Annotated in this window: 14 protein-coding genes; 8 read left to right on the forward strand and 6 right to left on the reverse strand. The window is 33.9% G+C overall.

What is annotated here, in order from left to right:
* Nucleotides 1-78: 78 nt before the first annotated feature.
* The 3 genes from AR685_RS06635 to AR685_RS06645 form a co-directional block, all read right to left on the reverse strand.
* Nucleotides 79-675, reverse strand: coding sequence for an IS1096 element passenger TnpR family protein (locus tag AR685_RS06635; RefSeq protein ID WP_047442500.1), 597 nt, complete (start codon nucleotides 673-675; stop codon nucleotides 79-81).
* Between the two features lie 133 nt (nucleotides 676-808).
* Nucleotides 809-1,789, reverse strand: coding sequence for a sensor histidine kinase (locus tag AR685_RS06640; RefSeq protein ID WP_410492911.1), 981 nt, complete (start codon nucleotides 1,787-1,789; stop codon nucleotides 809-811).
* A gap of 99 nt (nucleotides 1,790-1,888) precedes the next feature.
* A complete protein-coding gene (locus tag AR685_RS06645) occupies nucleotides 1,889-2,566 on the reverse strand; it encodes a response regulator (RefSeq protein WP_047443018.1) in 678 nt (225 codons plus the stop codon).
* A 187-nt stretch (nucleotides 2,567-2,753) separates the two neighbouring features.
* On the opposite strand from AR685_RS06645, the gene AR685_RS06650 reads away from it, so the two are divergent.
* Nucleotides 2,754-5,315: a TonB-dependent receptor domain-containing protein gene (locus tag AR685_RS06650; RefSeq protein WP_059124089.1), complete on the forward strand. Its 2,562-nt coding sequence runs from the start codon at nucleotides 2,754-2,756 to the stop codon at nucleotides 5,313-5,315.
* A 33-nt stretch (nucleotides 5,316-5,348) separates the two neighbouring features.
* Nucleotides 5,349-6,521, forward strand: coding sequence for a hypothetical protein (locus AR685_RS06655; protein ID WP_047442498.1), 1,173 nt, complete (start codon nucleotides 5,349-5,351; stop codon nucleotides 6,519-6,521).
* 248 nt (nucleotides 6,522-6,769) lie between these two features.
* Here the strand turns inward: AR685_RS06655 and AR685_RS06660 are convergent, their stop codons facing one another.
* Entirely contained in the window at nucleotides 6,770-8,056 is a 1,287-nt protein-coding gene (locus AR685_RS06660; RefSeq protein WP_047442497.1) for an adenylosuccinate synthase, read from the reverse strand.
* A 129-nt stretch (nucleotides 8,057-8,185) separates the two neighbouring features.
* On the opposite strand from AR685_RS06660, the gene AR685_RS06665 reads away from it, so the two are divergent.
* Entirely contained in the window at nucleotides 8,186-9,286 is a 1,101-nt protein-coding gene (locus tag AR685_RS06665) for a hypothetical protein (protein WP_047442496.1), read from the forward strand.
* Between the two features lie 67 nt (nucleotides 9,287-9,353).
* Here AR685_RS06665 and AR685_RS06670 read toward each other — a convergent pair whose 3' ends face one another.
* Nucleotides 9,354-10,943, reverse strand: a complete 1,590-nt coding sequence (locus AR685_RS06670) for an ABC-F family ATP-binding cassette domain-containing protein (protein ID WP_059124090.1) — start codon at nucleotides 10,941-10,943, stop codon at nucleotides 9,354-9,356.
* A gap of 424 nt (nucleotides 10,944-11,367) precedes the next feature.
* Between AR685_RS06670 and hpt the strand changes: the two genes are divergently transcribed.
* The 3 genes from hpt (at nucleotide 11,368) to obgE (ending at nucleotide 13,690) form a co-directional block, all read left to right on the forward strand.
* The gene (gene hpt / locus AR685_RS06675) at nucleotides 11,368-11,922 is read left to right on the forward strand and encodes a hypoxanthine phosphoribosyltransferase (protein WP_047442494.1); all 555 of its coding nucleotides are present in this window, start codon (nucleotides 11,368-11,370) and stop codon (nucleotides 11,920-11,922) included.
* 125 nt (nucleotides 11,923-12,047) lie between these two features.
* A complete protein-coding gene (locus AR685_RS06680; protein ID WP_047442493.1) occupies nucleotides 12,048-12,626 on the forward strand; it encodes an adenylate kinase in 579 nt (192 codons plus the stop codon).
* Between the two features lie 80 nt (nucleotides 12,627-12,706).
* Nucleotides 12,707-13,690, forward strand: a complete 984-nt coding sequence (obgE, locus tag AR685_RS06685; protein ID WP_047442492.1) for a GTPase ObgE — start codon at nucleotides 12,707-12,709, stop codon at nucleotides 13,688-13,690.
* 55 nt (nucleotides 13,691-13,745) lie between these two features.
* Here obgE and AR685_RS06690 read toward each other — a convergent pair whose 3' ends face one another.
* Complete coding sequence (locus AR685_RS06690; protein WP_059124091.1) at nucleotides 13,746-14,477, reverse strand: class I SAM-dependent methyltransferase; 732 nt, start codon at nucleotides 14,475-14,477, stop codon at nucleotides 13,746-13,748.
* A 141-nt stretch (nucleotides 14,478-14,618) separates the two neighbouring features.
* On the opposite strand from AR685_RS06690, the gene AR685_RS06695 reads away from it, so the two are divergent.
* Both AR685_RS06695 and AR685_RS06700 read left to right on the forward strand, forming a co-directional pair.
* Nucleotides 14,619-15,107, forward strand: a complete 489-nt coding sequence (locus tag AR685_RS06695) for a DUF6438 domain-containing protein (protein WP_047443016.1) — start codon at nucleotides 14,619-14,621, stop codon at nucleotides 15,105-15,107.
* Between the two features lie 162 nt (nucleotides 15,108-15,269).
* Nucleotides 15,270-16,529, forward strand: coding sequence for a DEAD/DEAH box helicase (locus tag AR685_RS06700; RefSeq protein WP_059124092.1), 1,260 nt, complete (start codon nucleotides 15,270-15,272; stop codon nucleotides 16,527-16,529).
* The last annotated feature ends 1,156 nt before the right edge of the window (nucleotides 16,530-17,685 follow it).

Raw genomic sequence — 17,685 nt, forward strand, 5'->3', positions numbered from 1 at the left:
ACGTTGGATCGCTCGGAGACTTTTATATTATTTTCAAAAAAAAAGCCCTGAAACTTTTATATTCAGGGCTATATTATTTTAAATTCTGTCATCGTCGCTGTCATCTTCGTCATCGAAAACATCATCGTTGTAATCGTCGTCTTCATCATCAAAACTGTCATCATCTTCATCTGCAAAACTGTTTCCTCCACCAAAATCATCATCAAAACCAAAGTCATCATCTATTAAAGGCATTGCTGATTTTTTATTTTTTGAACCAGCCCCGCTTTTGCTTGGAGCTTTTAAAGGAGCATTACCAAATCTGAAAACGGTAATCGGATAATTAACCCCTTTTGTTTCGTCAACCACCTCTACCAATTCGCAGAAAAACTCCCAAAGGTCAAGTAAACCGTACTGAAACTGTGCTTTATCACCTGCAGTTTCAAATGCTTCATCGATGTAAACGTCTGACATAATCTCGCCATCACCTTCATCACTCATATCTTCCAAAGGAACACTCTTCACAATGGTACCATCTTCTTCAAGGAGATTAAACGTAGAAAGCTCATCACCACTGAGGTTAAATGCACTTTTGATTCCTAAATGAAGGTTCCACAGGGTTTGTTTTCCTTTTATTTCAACATCACGGAAAATATCTTCTTTTGTATCTAATATTACACGGATTTTGTAAACCATATCACTATTCCAATTTCTATTTTTACCTTATTTCTATTGATCAATTTCTGTTGCAAATATATAATAAATGAGATTTTAGAAAAGAATATTTAATGAATTTTTAGAATTTTTTTTTGCTTACATTTTACACGCATTATTTGCTTTTTTCTAGCATAAAGCTGAATTTAGTACCTTCAAGATATACACTTTCTACGGTAATGTTTTCGTTATGAGCTTCTAATATATGCTTCACGATTGCCAATCCAAGACCTGAACCGCCCTGTCTGCGGCTTCGGCTGGTTTCTACGCGGTAAAAACGCTCGAAGATCCTTGGGAGAAGTTCTTCTTTAATTCCCATTCCATTGTCTATCACTTCGATGAGCACTTTATTTCTGAGAATACTTGTTTTAACAACCACTTTAGCTTCCTGTCTGTTAGCATAATGTATTGCATTTGAAATAAGGTTAATAAAAACCTGGGAAATTTTTTGTTTGTCGGCTTCTACAAAAATCTGGCTGTGTAACGTCTGCAGTTGCAAAACGGTATTGTTTTTCTCAGCTTCCAAATCGAGAAGATCGAAAATTTCTTTCACTAAAATATTAACATCAAATTTTGAAACGGTAAGGTTGATTTCTCCGGCTTCCAGTCTGTTAATCATATCTAGATCATTAACGATTGCAATCAGTCTTTCTACAGAAATACCGATTCTTTCAAGATATTTATCTCTTATATTAAGATTATCTACACCACCTTCACTCAAGGTTTCTACATATCCCTGGATGGAAAAAAGCGGAGTTTTGAGCTCATGAGAAACATTTCCGATATACTCTTTACGATAACTTTCCATTTTCTTCATCACTTCCATCTCGGTGACTTTCTGCTGGTTAAAATCGGAAAACCTTTCACCCAATTCTTTTAAAGTGATGTTTTCCTGATTATCATAGATGATCTCTTCCGGTAAAATTTTGGAAATATTTCTTACCTGTTTTTTGGCGTAGTAACTGAAAAGCAATTCGAGAACCACATAATTAACCACAAACATAATTAATACACATAATATAAAGCCGATTTTAAAAAAAGAATTCTTATCGTACTTTTCATTAAGTGTATCAAAAATGATTACTAAAACAAGCATCACCAATGTCAAAAGACATGATGAGATAAAACTAAGTCTGTAAAATCTCAATTTTACAAATATTTTAAGGGTTATAAGTTAAAGATAGGAATTTTTGAATTAAACAATGAGTTTATATCCTATTCCTTTTAAGGTCTGAATGGTGTTGATTCCTAATTTTTCTCTTAGTCTTCTGATGTGCACGTCAATTGTTCTTTCACCTACGATAACATCATTTCCCCAAACTCTTTCTAAAATTTCTTCTCTTTTGAATACTTTCTCAGTGTTTGAAGCTAAAAGATATAGAAGGTCAAATTCTTTTTTGGGAAGTAAAAACTGCTGTCCGCTTTTTGAAACTCTAAAGTTATCCTTATCTATTACCAAATCTCCTACCTCAATTAATTTTGCATTATCAGACACCTGAGAAGTCAGCTGTAATAAAGCGTTTACTTTTGAGATTAAGATTTTCGGTTTAATAAGCTTTACGATATAATCATTAGCACCTGCCTGAAAACCTGCCAACTGAGAAAATTCTTCACTTCGTGCAGAAAGAAAAACGATCAAACTTTTTTGAAGTTCTTTTACTTTACGTAGTTCCTGACAAGTTTCGATACCATCTTTTTCAGGCATCATGACATCTAATAAGATAAGGTCAGGGATAATTTCTTTGGCTTTCTCTATACCTTCGTTTCCGTTTGTAGCGGTGGTCACATCGTAGCCTTCTTTTTCTAAATTGTATGAAAGAATTTCGAGAATATCCAGTTCATCATCAATTAATAGAATCTTTTTTTGGTTCATTTTCATTTTTTACAATTCAAAGTTAACAAAATTTAAGCAACACGATTGATAATTAGTTTTCATTCACATAAACTTAATATTACAGGACATTTCGTAATGTTTAGTTAAGAAATATTTAAAACTAACTAAACCATTTCCAACCCATTTGTTTTATTCCTTTGCACCGAAAGTAATTAGTAAAAAAGAAATGAATTTTAGAAAACTGAGTATCGCTGTATTGTTCCTTACAACTTCCGGAACTTTATTTTACGCTCAAGAAAAAAACGACACTGTAAAGAACGAAAAAAAAATTGAAGGTGTTGTAATTCAAGGTACCACTAAAAAAGGAGGTGAAGCAAACATCATCAGCGTACAGAGAAAATCTGTTGAAGTGATAGAAAGAGTAGGTTCTGTACAGCTTGAAAAACAAGGTGTAGGTGATGTCTCGGTTGCAGTAACTAAAGCAACAGGTTCACAAAAACAGGAAGGTAGCGGACAAATCTTCATCCGTGGTCTTGGTGACCGTAACAACTCAACAACAATTAACGGACTTCAGGTTCCTTCAAACGATCCTTTATTCAAAAATATCGATTTAAGCATCATTAAAACCGATATGATTGATTTTGTAGGATTAGAAAAAGTATACAACCCGAAACTTTGGGGAGATATGTCTGGAGCTAACGTTGATATAGTAACAAAAGTATACACAGGAAAACCTTACTTCAAGGTTAATTTAGGATCTTCTGTAAACTTCAACGCAATTCAGAAGAATAATTATTTCTTACAAGACGGACCAAACTATTTTGGCTCGGAAATTTTGAAGAAACCATCTAAAAATGCTGTATTAAATAGAGGATATGTTTTCACCACTTCTTTAAAAAATCAGGAAATAAACAATCCTTTTAACTCTGCATTAAGTTTTGATTTTGGAACTAATTTTAAGATTGGAGAACAAGGCAAATTAAGCATTTTCGGATTTGGAGGATTTGATAACAGCTACGATTATTTCCAGGGAAACACCGGTGGTTCATTTGATACTGCAAAGGGGCCTAATAAAATCTATGACAATTCTGAAGAATTTAAATATACCACCAATACTACAGGTCTAGTAAATATCAATTATAAAATTAATTCTAACCACAATATCAATCTGTCTTCAAATTACATCCACACTACTGAGCAAAAACTTGGTAACTATAACGGATACAACAGAGATTATTATGATGTGGATGTATCTCAGGATCGATATGTTACGCAATTAAGACGTGCGACATACAGAACCAATGACTTACTAGTAAATCAACTTAGGGGCGAGCACACAATCACCGAACCACTAAAAATAAGTTGGAACATTGGTTTTAACAGACTTGACAGTAGAAGACCTGATAGACAGCAAAATGTAACAATTTATGATAAACTTAATAATACCAGTTTCTTTGCAAGCTCTAACCCAGGTGCTAACAACAGATATTATGATAGGTTATTAGAAAATGATTATGTAGGAGATTTACATGCCGACTACAAACTTGGTGAGAAAGCTAAAATTACTCTAGGCTATAGCGGAAGATACAAGGATAGTGATTTTAAAGCAACTCAATATAACTTCAGGATTCTACCTGTACAAGGCTCTTATTTTGTAGACCCCAACAATTATGATTCTTTCTTTAACAATGCCAATTACCAAGCGGGGGGATTCTTTGATATTGTTACGTTTAGAGGTGATATAAAATCTAATGAAAATGCCTTCGTACCTCAGTATTTCACTTCAGAAATCATGAACAACGCGGGATATTTGAACGTGGATTATAAATTCTCTGAAAAACTAACCGCACAGGTAGGAGTACGTTACGATAACCTGAAACAAGAAATCATTTACAACACCGCTCTATTTGCAGATGGAGGAAAAGTCAATAAAGATTATTCTAAAATTTTACCGGCATTCAACTTAAAATATAGTCTGAATGACAAACACAATTTAAGATTAGCAGGTTCAAAAACATATACTACGCCATTACTATTGGAGGTTGCTCCTTTTGAATATGAAGATATAGATGAATCAAGTATTGGTAACAGAGACGCTTATCTTGCAGACAATTACAATGTTGATTTGAAATGGGAATGGTTCCCGAAGAAAAACGAACTGATCTCAGTTACCGCTTTTGGTAAACTTATCGAAAATCCTTTAGCAAGAGTAGTAATTGCTTCGTCTTCAAACTCAGTTTCATTTATTAATGTTGGAGACAAAGGTAGAGTTTTTGGTTTGGAAGCAGAAGTAAGAAAAGATATCTATGATTCTGGTAAAACAAGACTTTATACCTTCTTAAACGGAACATATCTAAATACAGAACAGGATCTTGATGATCAAAAAGTAATACGAGAAAACCGAAACAGTAAGTTTAGCGTAAACTTTAATTCAGATAAAGATAAAATACAAGGAGCTTCAGAATTTTTAGCTAATGCCAACTTGGGTATTGAGCAAAAATGGGGAAACAAAAATACGATGGATTTTGTAGTCTCTTACTCTTATATCTCTGATAATGTATATGCTATTGGTACTTTAGAAAAAGGCAATTTGGTAGACAAGGCATTCAGTACGCTAGATGCAACTGTCAAAATTAAATTAGCCAACGGAATGGGCTTCTCTGTAAATGGAAGAAACTTGCTTAATCCCTATTTCACTAGAGTTCAGGACAACAGTGTAGGCGAACAAATTTCTAGAAAATATAAAAGAGGAGCTGGTATAGGTGCTAGCGTTTCTTACGAATTTTAAATTACTGAAAATAAATTATAAAAATATTATAAAATGAAAAAGAACACTTTAAAATTATTAGCTGCTGCATTCATTATGTCGACAACAGCTGTAGTATTTCACTCTTGTAGCGATAGTGATGATGAAGAACTGATTATCACAAACCCAGGATCTGGTGCTGCTTCAGACCCTAACAATTTCAAGGGCGAAATCAAGTCTGGAGAAACAGTAACTTTAGATGCAACAAAGTTATACAAACTTACAGGTGCTCTAAAAGTAAAAGCTGGAGGTACATTAATAATTCCTGCAGGAACAAGAATTGAAGCTAACGGAGGTACTTCTGCTTATATCTTAGTAGAGCAAGATGGTAAAATCTTTGCAAATGGTACAGCTACATCTCCAGTTGTGTTAACAGCTCCTGCTCCGACACCGGGAAGCTGGGGAGGTTTGGTAATCTGCGGAAAAGCGCCAATCAATAGAGGATCTACTGCTACTTCAGAAGTAGGAGAAGCAATTTATGGTGGTACTGTTTCTAATGATAACTCAGGATCATTAAAGTTTGTAAGAATCGAATACGCAGGAGCAGTATATACTGGTACTAAAGAATTTAACGGACTTTCTCTTTTCGGAGTAGGTAGCGGAACAACAATCGATAACGTATCTATGATCAATGGAACGGATGACGGTATTGAGTTCTTTGGTGGAACAGTGAATGTATCAAACATTATTTCTGTAGGAAATGAAGATGATGCTTTTGACTGGACAGAAGGATGGAATGGAACTGCAACCAATATTTATACTAAAAGAAGAACAACTGGTGTAGGTAACAGAGGTATTGAAGCTGATAACAATGCTGATAACAAAGATGCTAACCCAAGATCAAACCCTACTATTAAAAATGCAACATTTATTGGTGCTACTTCAGGTGAAGCTGACGGATTAAAATTAAGAGAAGGTACTTACGCATCAATCGATAACGTTGTTTTGTCAAACTGGACTACAGGTATCAACGTAGAACACGATCAGTCTGTAACTTACTTCAATGGTCAGAACAAAATCACAAAAGTGAAATTTGACAACGTAACAACAAAGGCCTCTGTAAAAGCAACTACAGGAAGTGCAGCTGCTACTTTATTACCAAACACTTACACAGAAGATGCTACTGCAACAGGAGCTGGAAGTGGTACTGCAACACCAACATGGGCTGCAGGATGGGCTGGAATCTAATATTTAAGTAATTAGTTTCTTCATATTAAATTGAATCCCTCAGGAAAATTTCCTGAGGGATTTTTTTAAGCCTGCTTTTCCAGGAGAGTAATAAATATTTGCGAATAGACTCTACTCAGTTATTTAAAATATTATTGTGTATTGTAAATCAATAAGATTTACAAATAAAGTCCTAAAGTATCCAACACTTTTAACCAAAAAAATCCCGCTTTCGCAGGATTTTGATTGTATGTAGAAACTATTGTTATTTAAAATAATTCTTTTCTGATGATGTTCTGACTTCTTTCAGGGCCCACAGAAACTAAATAAACATTGATTCCTAAGTACTCTTCGATGAACTCAATGTATTTCTGAGCTGTGTCAGGAAGTTCGTCGTAGCTTCTTACTTTGGTTAAATCTTCATTCCAACCCGGTAAATCTTTATAAATTGGCTCGTAGTTGTACAATTTTTCTGTCGAAGAAGTGAAATAATCGATGATTTTTCCGTCTTCAGTTTTGTAATGCGTAACGATTTTTAGGTTTTCTATTCCTGTAAGAACGTCTAATTTAGTGATTACTAAGTTATTGATTCCGTTGATCATACAAGCGTGCTTCAAAGAAACTAAGTCTAACCAACCTGTTCTTCTTGGTCTTCCTGTAGTCGCTCCAAACTCACCACCGATCTGTCTGATGCTTTCTCCTAACTCATTGTCCAGTTCAGAAGGGAAAGGTCCGTTTCCTACTCTTGTGCAATATGCTTTGGCAACACCTATCAAATTCTGAAGTGAAGTTGGTGGAACACCCGCTCCTGTACAAACTCCTCCAGTTGACGGAGAAGATGAAGTCACGTAAGGATACGTTCCGAAGTCGATATCCAACATCAAAGCCTGCGCTCCTTCGAACAATACGTTTTTACCGTCTCTGATTGCTTCGTTAAGCTCCAACTCAGTATCAACAATTCTTTCCTGAAGCTGTTTTCCGATTTCTAAATATTCGTTGTAAATTTCTTCAACGTCTAAAGTCGGTTTTCCATAATATTTTTCGAAAAGAGAGTTTTTAACTTTTAAGTTTTTCTCAATTTTATCTCTTAAAATCTCAGGATTCAAAAGGTCTACCATTCTGATACCGATTCTTGCGATTTTATCTTCATAGCAAGGTCCGATTCCTTTTTTGGTGGTTCCGATCTGAGTTCCTCCGTGCTCTTCCTCACGGTAAGTATCCAAAAGAATGTGGTAAGGCATGATGACATGCGCTCTTCTGCTGATAAAGATGTGATCTGTTCTCAAGCCTTTGCTTTCGATCTGGCTCACCTCTTTAATGAAAGATTTAGGATTTACCACTACGCCATTGGCAATGATACATTTCCCTTTACACTGCAAAACTCCTGAAGGAAGAAGGTGCAAAACAAATTTCTCTTCACCCACATAAACCGTGTGACCTGCGTTGTCTCCGCCCTGGAAACGTACAACGTAATCAGATTTTGCCGATAAAACATCAGTGATTTTTCCTTTACCTTCATCTCCATACTGAAGACCTACAACTACGTAAGTTGACATATTTTACTTTTATTTTAGATTCGTACAAAATTACTTTTAAAAAATTGGGTGGGCAAATTTGCGGTGGATTTTATTTTTGGTGACTTTAATTTTAATAAAATCGTTTATATTTAGCCTAATGTAAATTAGATGGAAAATAACACGATCGAAAAATTACATAAGATAGCTGAGATTTGGAATAATTTCATTTTAGGATATAAATTTTGTAACAGTAAAATAAGGTTTACTGATGAAATTAAAACAAATTATTTTGGTGATATTCTAGGCTATTTCCATGACACATTCTCTTTAATTTCCGATGTTCCAAAAAATTCAGGAAATTCAACAAAATTTTCCTTTTATATAAGTTTTTTACAAGCAATATATGTACAACAAGATTTTGTAGAAGAATTACTTTATATTTTTAATTGTAAAAAAAATAAAAGTTATTTAAAAAAAGATATTAACTATTCTAAAAATAGAGAAATAAGAAATGAACTTGTAGGTCATCCGATTAGGAAAATCAATGGTAAATTTATTTCATCAACATTATTTAGTTACCATTCTAAGGATGACGAAATCGAATATTTAAGATATCATATAGATAATAATTATAGTTTTGAGAAAATCAATATTAAAATTGATGATGTTATAAAACGTCATATTAACTTTCTAGATACAAATTTCAACTTAATAATTAGGAAACTAGAAGTTATATTATTAAGATTCAAAAAACAAATAGAAGCCTTAGAAAAAAATATTTTAGTTCAAGACTTTGAAACTCTTCTTAAAATAATTTCAGCTTATTTTGAAAAATTTTTAGAATCAGATTTTATTTATGATGTTGAGTCATTAAAAGTCATCTATTCTAAAACTCATGACCATGAAAGATATAAGTATTTTATTGAAAATTTTTATTCAAGTTTAAAAGAATATATTTTCTGCACTAAGGATGATATTGATTTATTCACAGGTAAAAAAGAAAGTGATTTTTCAGAAATAGAATCACCAATAATTACAATAACAAAAAGTTCAAATCAAAATAAAAGTGAGGTTACTTATCATTATGAGTTAGGCAAACTTTCTACAAAAAGAAATTTTCATGATTTTGAATTTTTCAGTTCTCTTTTAAAATCTAAATGTAATAATGGTGACGTTTTAGCTGAATTAAACTATATGGAAGTAAACTTACATAATGATATTGAATATTACTGTGCTTATAAATATCTGAAATGGTCATTAAAAAATTAAATACCATTCCGCAGAAACCTTTCAACAATTGAGATTCCTGCGGAATGACAAACATTATGGATATTTCTTACTCTAAAAAAACCTCACTCACCACCCCAATCTCCCCCACAAACACCCCATCATGCGAAATCACCACTAAAGTTCCATGATAATGTTTAATTGAATTTGTGAGAATTTCCACATTTTGAAGGTCTAAATTATTTGTCGGTTCATCGAGAATAATCATATCGGGCGCTTTATTGCTGATGGAAAGTCCGCAAAGCAAAAGTCGCAGGCGTTCTCCGCCACTCAGAACATCACCTATTTTATCCCAACTTTCCTTTCCGAATAAAAATCTTGATAATAGTGTTTTCACTTCCGATTCCGGCATCGCATTGTCATTGAACTGTTGGGCAAAATCATAAACTGTCGCATTTCTGTCAATCAGAGAATATTCCTGATCAATATAAATAGTCTGAAAATCTGATTTAGAAATTTTCCCTGCAGAAGGTTGTAAATCTCCTAACAACAATTTAATCAACGTCGTTTTTCCTGAACCGTTCAAACCTTTAATTGAAATTCTGTCACCGCTGCGGATTTCAAGATTGAGATTGTCCTTCCAAAGATTTTCTTTATCATATTTAAAATTAATTTCCTCTGCCGAAATCAAAATCTTCCCCGAATGCATATTCGAATCATTAAAATTCACTTTCATCTGACCCGAATTTCTCACAGACGAACGCAAATCCCGCAAGTCACCGGAAATATCATTGATTTTTTCAGCGTGAATACTTTTCAATTTCGAAGAATTTTTCTCGGCATTATTGCGCAGCGTATTCATCATAATTCTCGCCACCCCAGATTTTTCCTGCTTTCCTTTTCCCCGTGCATCAAGTTTTTGCTTTCGTTCGATCGTCTCTTTTTCCTTTTCTCTAGCTTTTTTCAGCGCCCTTTCTTTCGAATGAATATCGTTTTGCAACGCTTCATTTTCAATTTCTTTTTGTTCGGCATAAAAATCATAATTTCCACCGTAGGTCGAAATTCCCTGATTACTCAGTTCAAAAATCGTATCCACTAGATTCAGCAATGCACGGTCGTGGCTGACGATGACAACCGTTGAATTCGTCTTCTCGATAAAATCGTACAATAGATTTCTTCCTTGCAAATCGAGATGATTGGTAGGTTCGTCCAATAAAATAATTTCCGGCTGATTGATTTCAATTCCGGCAAGAAAAACTTTTGTTTTTTGTCCACCACTCAAGCTTTCTAAGGTTTGATTTAAATCTAAATTTTCTAGTTTCCAATGTTGCAAAGCGATCTGACAGCGTTCTTCAATACCCCAATCCTCATTTAAAATTTCAAAATAGATTTCATCCACTTCCCCACTCGTAATTTTTTGAAGGGCATTTAGTTTTTTATCAATTTTTAAACATTGCGCAATGGTCAGATCATTAAAATTTCCGAACATCTGCGGAATATAGAACAGATCACCCTGAATATTGACGTTGCCTTCCAAAGGTTCAATTTCGTTAGCAATTATTTTCAGCAGAGTTGATTTTCCTGTGCCGTTGCTTCCGACCAAAGCAGATTTTGAGTGAGTAGGTATCGTTAAGTTGATAGAATTAAAAAGCAGATTCCCCGAAGGAAACCCAAAGGATGTATCGTGTAGAAAAAACATAACTTCTTTATTTATTAAGGTTAAACTTCAATAACTTTTTAGATTATTGTTGATTAAATATGAAAGAAATTAAATTCTACATGCGGGTTGTTTGGGTTTTGTATTGCAAAGATAGAGATTTCTCCTTTTGTCTTGAAACAAAAGGAGAAAAAATTCAAGGTTTAAAATCTTTCACTAAAAATAAATTCTGTTCTCTAAAAATTCTACCATAAAAAATAACTTTTAAATCTTCTTGAATAGCTATAAGCATAAAAGCCACCCCGTCAAAAATTTCTTTGAAATTTTCTCCACCCCTCCAGCGGAGGGGAATCCGAATTCGTAAAAATTTCAACAATTTCTTTTATAAAACAAGTTTCACAAACCTGACAGACCTCACAAAAAACTTTCATCAAAATTCCGTAACTTTGCCGCCTACTAAAATTTTATGGAAAGTATTCAAGTTCACGACAAAACTTTTGTCCCTTATTTAGAGGACGCCGAAATTCAGGAAATCGTAAAAGCTACGGCTTTAAAAATTTATGAAGATTACAAGGATGAAGTTCCTGTTTTCATTGGTGTTTTGAACGGAGTGATTATGTTTTTCTCTGATCTTCTAAAGCATTATCCGGGAGAATGCGAAATTGCATTTATCCAGATGAGTTCTTACTCAGGAACAGAATCTACCGGCATCGTTTACCAGAAAATGGAACTGACGAAGGACGTAAAAGACCGTCATATCATCTTGGTAGAAGATATTGTGGATACAGGAAATACTGTGGAAAGTTTATTTAAATATTTTAACGAAACACAGCGTCCTAAATCTGTAAAAATTGCTTCATTCTTATTAAAGCCTGAAGTGTACAAGAAAGATTTCAAATTAGATTATATCGGGAAAGAAATTCCAAACAAATTTGTTTTGGGCTACGGTCTTGATTATGATGAGTTGGGGAGAAACCTTCCGAATTTATATCAGTTGGAAGAAGGAACGATCAACCATTAAAACGGCTTTTGGCTATTTGCTGATTGCTTTTAGCTTAAAAAATTAAAAAGAAATAAATTTAATAATAACTAAATATAGCTAAAGGCAGGAAGCCGACCGCCCATTGCCAAAAGCACTTCACTATTATGATAAACATTGTTCTGTTTGGCCCTCCAGGAAGTGGAAAAGGGACTCAAGCTCAAAATCTGATCGAGAAATTTAATTTAAAACAAATCTCAACAGGTGATCTTTTCAGATTCAACATGAAAAATGATACTGAACTTGGGAAATTGGCAAAATCTTACATCGACAAAGGAGAATTGGTTCCTGATCAGGTGACGATTGATATGCTGATTGATGAATTAAGAAAGCCGACTGATGCTGCAGGATTTATTTTCGACGGATATCCAAGAACAGCTGTACAGACAGAAGCTTTGGAAAAAATCGTAAAAGATGAGTTGAATGACGAAATTGATGTTTGTCTTTCACTAATTGTTGAAGATAAAATTTTAGTGGAAAGATTGTTGAAAAGAGGTGAAACAAGTGGCAGAACCGACGACAGCAATGTGGAAATTATAGAAAATAGAATTAAAGAATACTATGCAAAAACAGCAGAAGTTGCCGAGCTTTACAAACAACAAGGAAAATATGTAGAGATCAACGGTGTTGGTGAAATCGACCAGATTTCTGAAATGCTTTTCGCTGAAGTAGAAAAAATAAAATAGTTTAAAGTTGTGAGTGATGAGTTATAAATTAATACAATTCATTCTCATAATTCATAACTCATAACTCATAATTGTAAAAAATGTCAAATTTTGTAGATTACGTAAAGATTCATTGTAAAAGCGGTCATGGTGGCGCAGGTTCTGCCCATCTTCGCCGTGAAAAATATATTCCCAAAGGTGGTCCTGATGGTGGAGATGGTGGCCGTGGCGGTCACATTATCATGAAGGGGAATTCACAGGAATGGACTTTACTTCCACTTCGTTACACGCGTCACGTGAAAGCAGAACGCGGACAAAACGGAGCAAAGAACCAGTTAACCGGAGCATACGGAGAAGACACGTACATCGAAGTTCCTGTAGGTACGATTGCTAAAAATGAGGATGGCGAAATTGTAGGTGAAATTTTAGAGCACGGTCAGGAAATCATCCTGATGGAAGGTGGAAAAGGTGGAAAGGGAAATGAGCATTTCAAATCATCAACCCACCAGACTCCACGTTATGCCCAACCAGGAATGGACGGACAGGAAGGGTACATTATTTTTGAACTTAAAATCTTAGCTGATGTAGGTTTGGTAGGTTTCCCTAACGCAGGAAAGTCTACCCTTTTGGCTTCTGTTTCGGCAGCAAGACCTAAAATTGCTAACTACGCTTTTACAACGTTAACACCCAATTTGGGAATTGTAGACTACAGAAACTACAAATCTTTTGTGATGGCAGATATCCCCGGAATTATCGAAGGAGCTGCAGAAGGGAAAGGTTTGGGACATCGATTCTTAAGACATATAGAAAGAAATTCAATCTTATTGTTTTTAATTCCGGCAGATTCTGAACATCACTTCCAGGAATTTAAAATTCTGGAGAATGAATTGAAAGAATACAACCCAGAATTATTGGATAAGGATTTCGTTATTTCTGTTTCAAAAGCCGATCTTCTGGATGATGAACTGAAAAGAGAAATATCAGCAGAATTTCCAGAGCACCGGAAACCATTATTCTTCTCAGGAGTTACCGGCGAAGGTTTGATGGAACTAAAAGATGCTATCTGGACACAGTTGCACGGATAAAATTTAAATAAAAATTATAGTAAAAGGATAAGCATTTTTGTTTATCCTTTTTTTATTATTTTGTACAGATAATTACGGTTTCATTATCACTCAGACCATGATAATTGTCTGATTTAAAACTTCTGATTTCGGTAGCAAAACCAGCATTTTTTAATCGGTTTTCCAAACCTGAGATAGAATAAATCCTCACATGATCCTTTTGCCCGAAATGCTTAAGTCTTTCTTCCGGTGATGAAACATTTGGGTCTTCATAAATTTCTCCATCTTTAAAAGGTGTTTGTATAATTGCAGTTCCTCTATTTTTCAGAACTCTGAACAGTTCGTTCATAGCCAGCTGATCTTCTGTAATGTGTTCTAACACATGGTAACACATAATGAGATCAAACTTACCATCCTCAGCATCAATTTTTGTAATATCATAATGATAATCTGCTAAAAACTCATTTTCAAAATCTGAAGAAAAATAGTCAATATCTTTCCTCTTTTTCATCTCTCTATATAAGATTCTGGAGGGAGAAAAATCTAAAACTTTTGCCTGCGAAAAAAGAAAATCATCGTTTAAAATCATAAAAAGTCGGCGTGTTCTTGATAAGCTTCCGCAAATAGGACAAATTTGATCTCCATTTCCCAATAATGCGAAATTCTTGAGCTTTGTTCCACATAAATTACATTGGCAGTTGTCACCATGATACATTGGAATCAGAAGCTTTCTGAAATCTCCCTCATAGCGAATCATCATATTTTTCGGTACTATCCTTTTCGCAACCGACTTTAAAAAGTTATACATATCAGGAATATCTTATAATTTTCAAAATAACAAAAATTAATTCGAAGAATATGACTAACACTGCATAAATACAATTTAAATAAACTGATCTATTGTTTGTTTGGAACACTTATTGAGAGACTCAACACAAATTTAAAAACAATGAAATATTTATTAGGTCTTTTTGCAATTGTAGTTTTATTCTCTTGCCAATCTCAGAAAGTAGAATCGAAATACTCAACGATAGAATATGAAGCTGGAGCATGCTTCGGGTTTTGTCCCATTTACAAAATGACCATTCAGGCAGACAGAACCGCAGTTTTGGAAGCTGAACATTTTAATTTCTCTAAAGGAACTTCAAAAGACGAATTTTCAAAACCTAGAGAAGGAACTTTCACAACAACAATTAAAGAAGCTGATTACAATAAACTGTTAGCTTCATTGAACGATTTGGATGTTAAAAGTCTTCAGGATAAATACGGAAGCCGTAACGTAAGCGATATGCCGACTTCTTATTTAAGAATTAAACTAGCAGACGGTACTTCAAAAAACACAGAAGATTATGGTAAAAGAGGTTCTGAAAAATTGATCAAAGTGTACCAGATTTTTGAAGATTTAAAGCAAAGTCAGCAGTGGACGAAAGTGAAATAACCAATTTTAATTAATTTAGTCTATCTTTGCAGTATATTTCGCGGCATTCTCAGCCAGTAAAGTAATTTTTTACTTAAAATTCTGTTAAAAGTTTTTAGCAGATTTGCTAAAAATGATGAAGTATACTGCTTCACCCGCACTATTTTAATACACAATACCATTTTGTTATTTACAGACTTAAACATTATCAAGCCCATTTTAGATGCGCTTCAAAAAGAAGGTTATGAAAAACCTACACCTATCCAGGAACAATCTATTCCTTCAATATTAGAACACAGAGATCTTTTGGGTACAGCTCAGACAGGAACCGGAAAAACCGCAGCTTTTGCGATTCCTATCCTTCAGAATCTTACTGAAAGAAAAGGCCCGAAAAACAATCATATAAAAGCCCTTATTCTTACACCAACAAGAGAATTGGCAATACAAATTGAAGAAAGTTTCAACTCTTACGGTAAGAATTTACCTTTAAGAAAACTGGTAATTTTCGGAGGAGTAAAACAAGGAAGCCAGGAAACAGCCTTGAGAAGAGGTATTGATATTTTGGTAGCAACTCCCGGAAGATTATTGGATTTTATCGCTCAGGGAATTATCAGTTTGAAAAATCTTGAAATTTTTGTATTAGACGAAGCCGACAGAATGTTGGACATGGGTTTTGTACATGACGTAAAGAGAATTATCAAGCTTTTACCCCAAAAAAGACAGACGCTTTTCTTCTCTGCAACGATGCCGACAGAAATTCAGAAACTGGCAGATTCAATTTTGAATACGCCAATCAAAGTTTCTGTAACTCCGATTTCTTCAACTGCAGAAACAATCAAACAGGCTGTTTATTTTGTTGATAAAGAAAATAAGCTTGAGCTTCTTACCCACATTCTTCAAAATAACATATCAGATTCAGTTTTGGTTTTCTCAAGAACGAAACACGGAGCAGATAAAATTGCAAGGAAATTACAAGCCAATAATATCTCAGCAGAAGCGATTCACGGGAATAAGTCTCAAAATGCAAGACAGAATGCTTTAAATAATTTTAAATCAGGAAGAACACGTATTTTGGTAGCGACAGACATCGCAGCGAGAGGAATTGATATTGACGAACTGAAATATGTTGTTAATTTTGAACTTTCGGATGTAGCGGAAACTTATGTTCACAGAATCGGAAGAACGGGACGTGCCGGCGCAGAAGGCTCTTCAATCTCATTTGTTGACGGATTGGATTTACTGAACCTGAAAGACACTGAAAAATTAATCGGAATGAAAATTCCTGTTGAGAAAAATCATCCTTTCCATACAGACAATCTGGTGGTGGAAAAAAGAGATTCAAACAACAAACCTTTTATTCCGAGACCGAAACCTGCAGGTCAGCAAAAATCTGATCACAGCAAGAAGCCGAAAAATAAAAGTAATTTTTCCAGAAAAAAATAAAATAGAAAGTCCTTCTCAATGCGAGAAGGACTTTTTTATTATATCTAATTCTTGTCTGTAGTACTGTTTAACAAAAAACAATAACTGACAATGCAAAATGGTAGTGAAGCAGCAACATAGGTAATATTCAAGAAGTTAGAATGATATCCTTTAATGATCTGTTCAATTACATGATCGCACATCAGAGAAAAAACAATTATTGTTGACAAATAAAATACCTGTTTAATATTTTTAATATAAAAAGAAAAAACAAAAGATAATACCAGAAAAAACAAGACTACAAAAATATTCGACTGACCCTGCATTTTTAAAGGATTATGCTTTAGAATATACTCGAAGTTTTCAGCCGGTAAAAGGACTGAAGCTAATAAAATAACTACCGTTAAAGAAAAAGCAATCAGTAATTTTATTTTTTGTTTTAGGTCAGTTTCCCAAAAAGGTTTAAATAAAAACAAAATCAAAGGTATTACAACAACACTTCGGGTAAGACACAATATTCCCAAAACAAAACCTAATAATAAAGGCTTTTCAAAATAGTTTTTTTCAAATTTTTTGTGCCACAAAAGAATGAAAACTGATGCTATAATAAATGACGAAATAAAGTCACTCTTGCAAACGGCTTCATATAAAAATGACAATGATATGAGTAAAAGAAAAATTCCGTAGAACTTAATATTATTATTCTTAAAAAAACCATATAATCGTACCTGAAAACAAAAGCAATGATGCAACCTGAATATATCCCACGTTACCTATCAAATAAAATCCAACTAAAAAAATTAGCTATCCCGGTAAATAAGACGGTACATTTCCCATAAAATTTCGGGTATCATAAATATTTTTCCGTGAAGCCAATAATCTAAAGAATATTCTATTGTCTGCCATCTGTCAATCTTTAATTGATAAGGATCTTTCATGACGTGACTGAGAAAAATATAAAAAACTACGCCTAAAAAAGTAAAAATATAAACAAGAGATTTCGTAATTTTTATCTTTTTGAAAAGAAAATTAAACCCTTTAAACATCAAAATCTGAGAGAGACAAAACAAAATAATCAGCAGAAAAATCGGCATTATATCTTGTCTTGTTCCGTATTTGATAATAAACAGCAAATTGATAACGAAGTAAATAAAAGACATTAAATACTTCATTATCC

Origin of the sequence: Chryseobacterium sp. JAH (assembly GCF_001507335.1) — a bacterium.
In the GTDB taxonomy this organism is placed as follows: domain Bacteria; phylum Bacteroidota; class Bacteroidia; order Flavobacteriales; family Weeksellaceae; genus Chryseobacterium.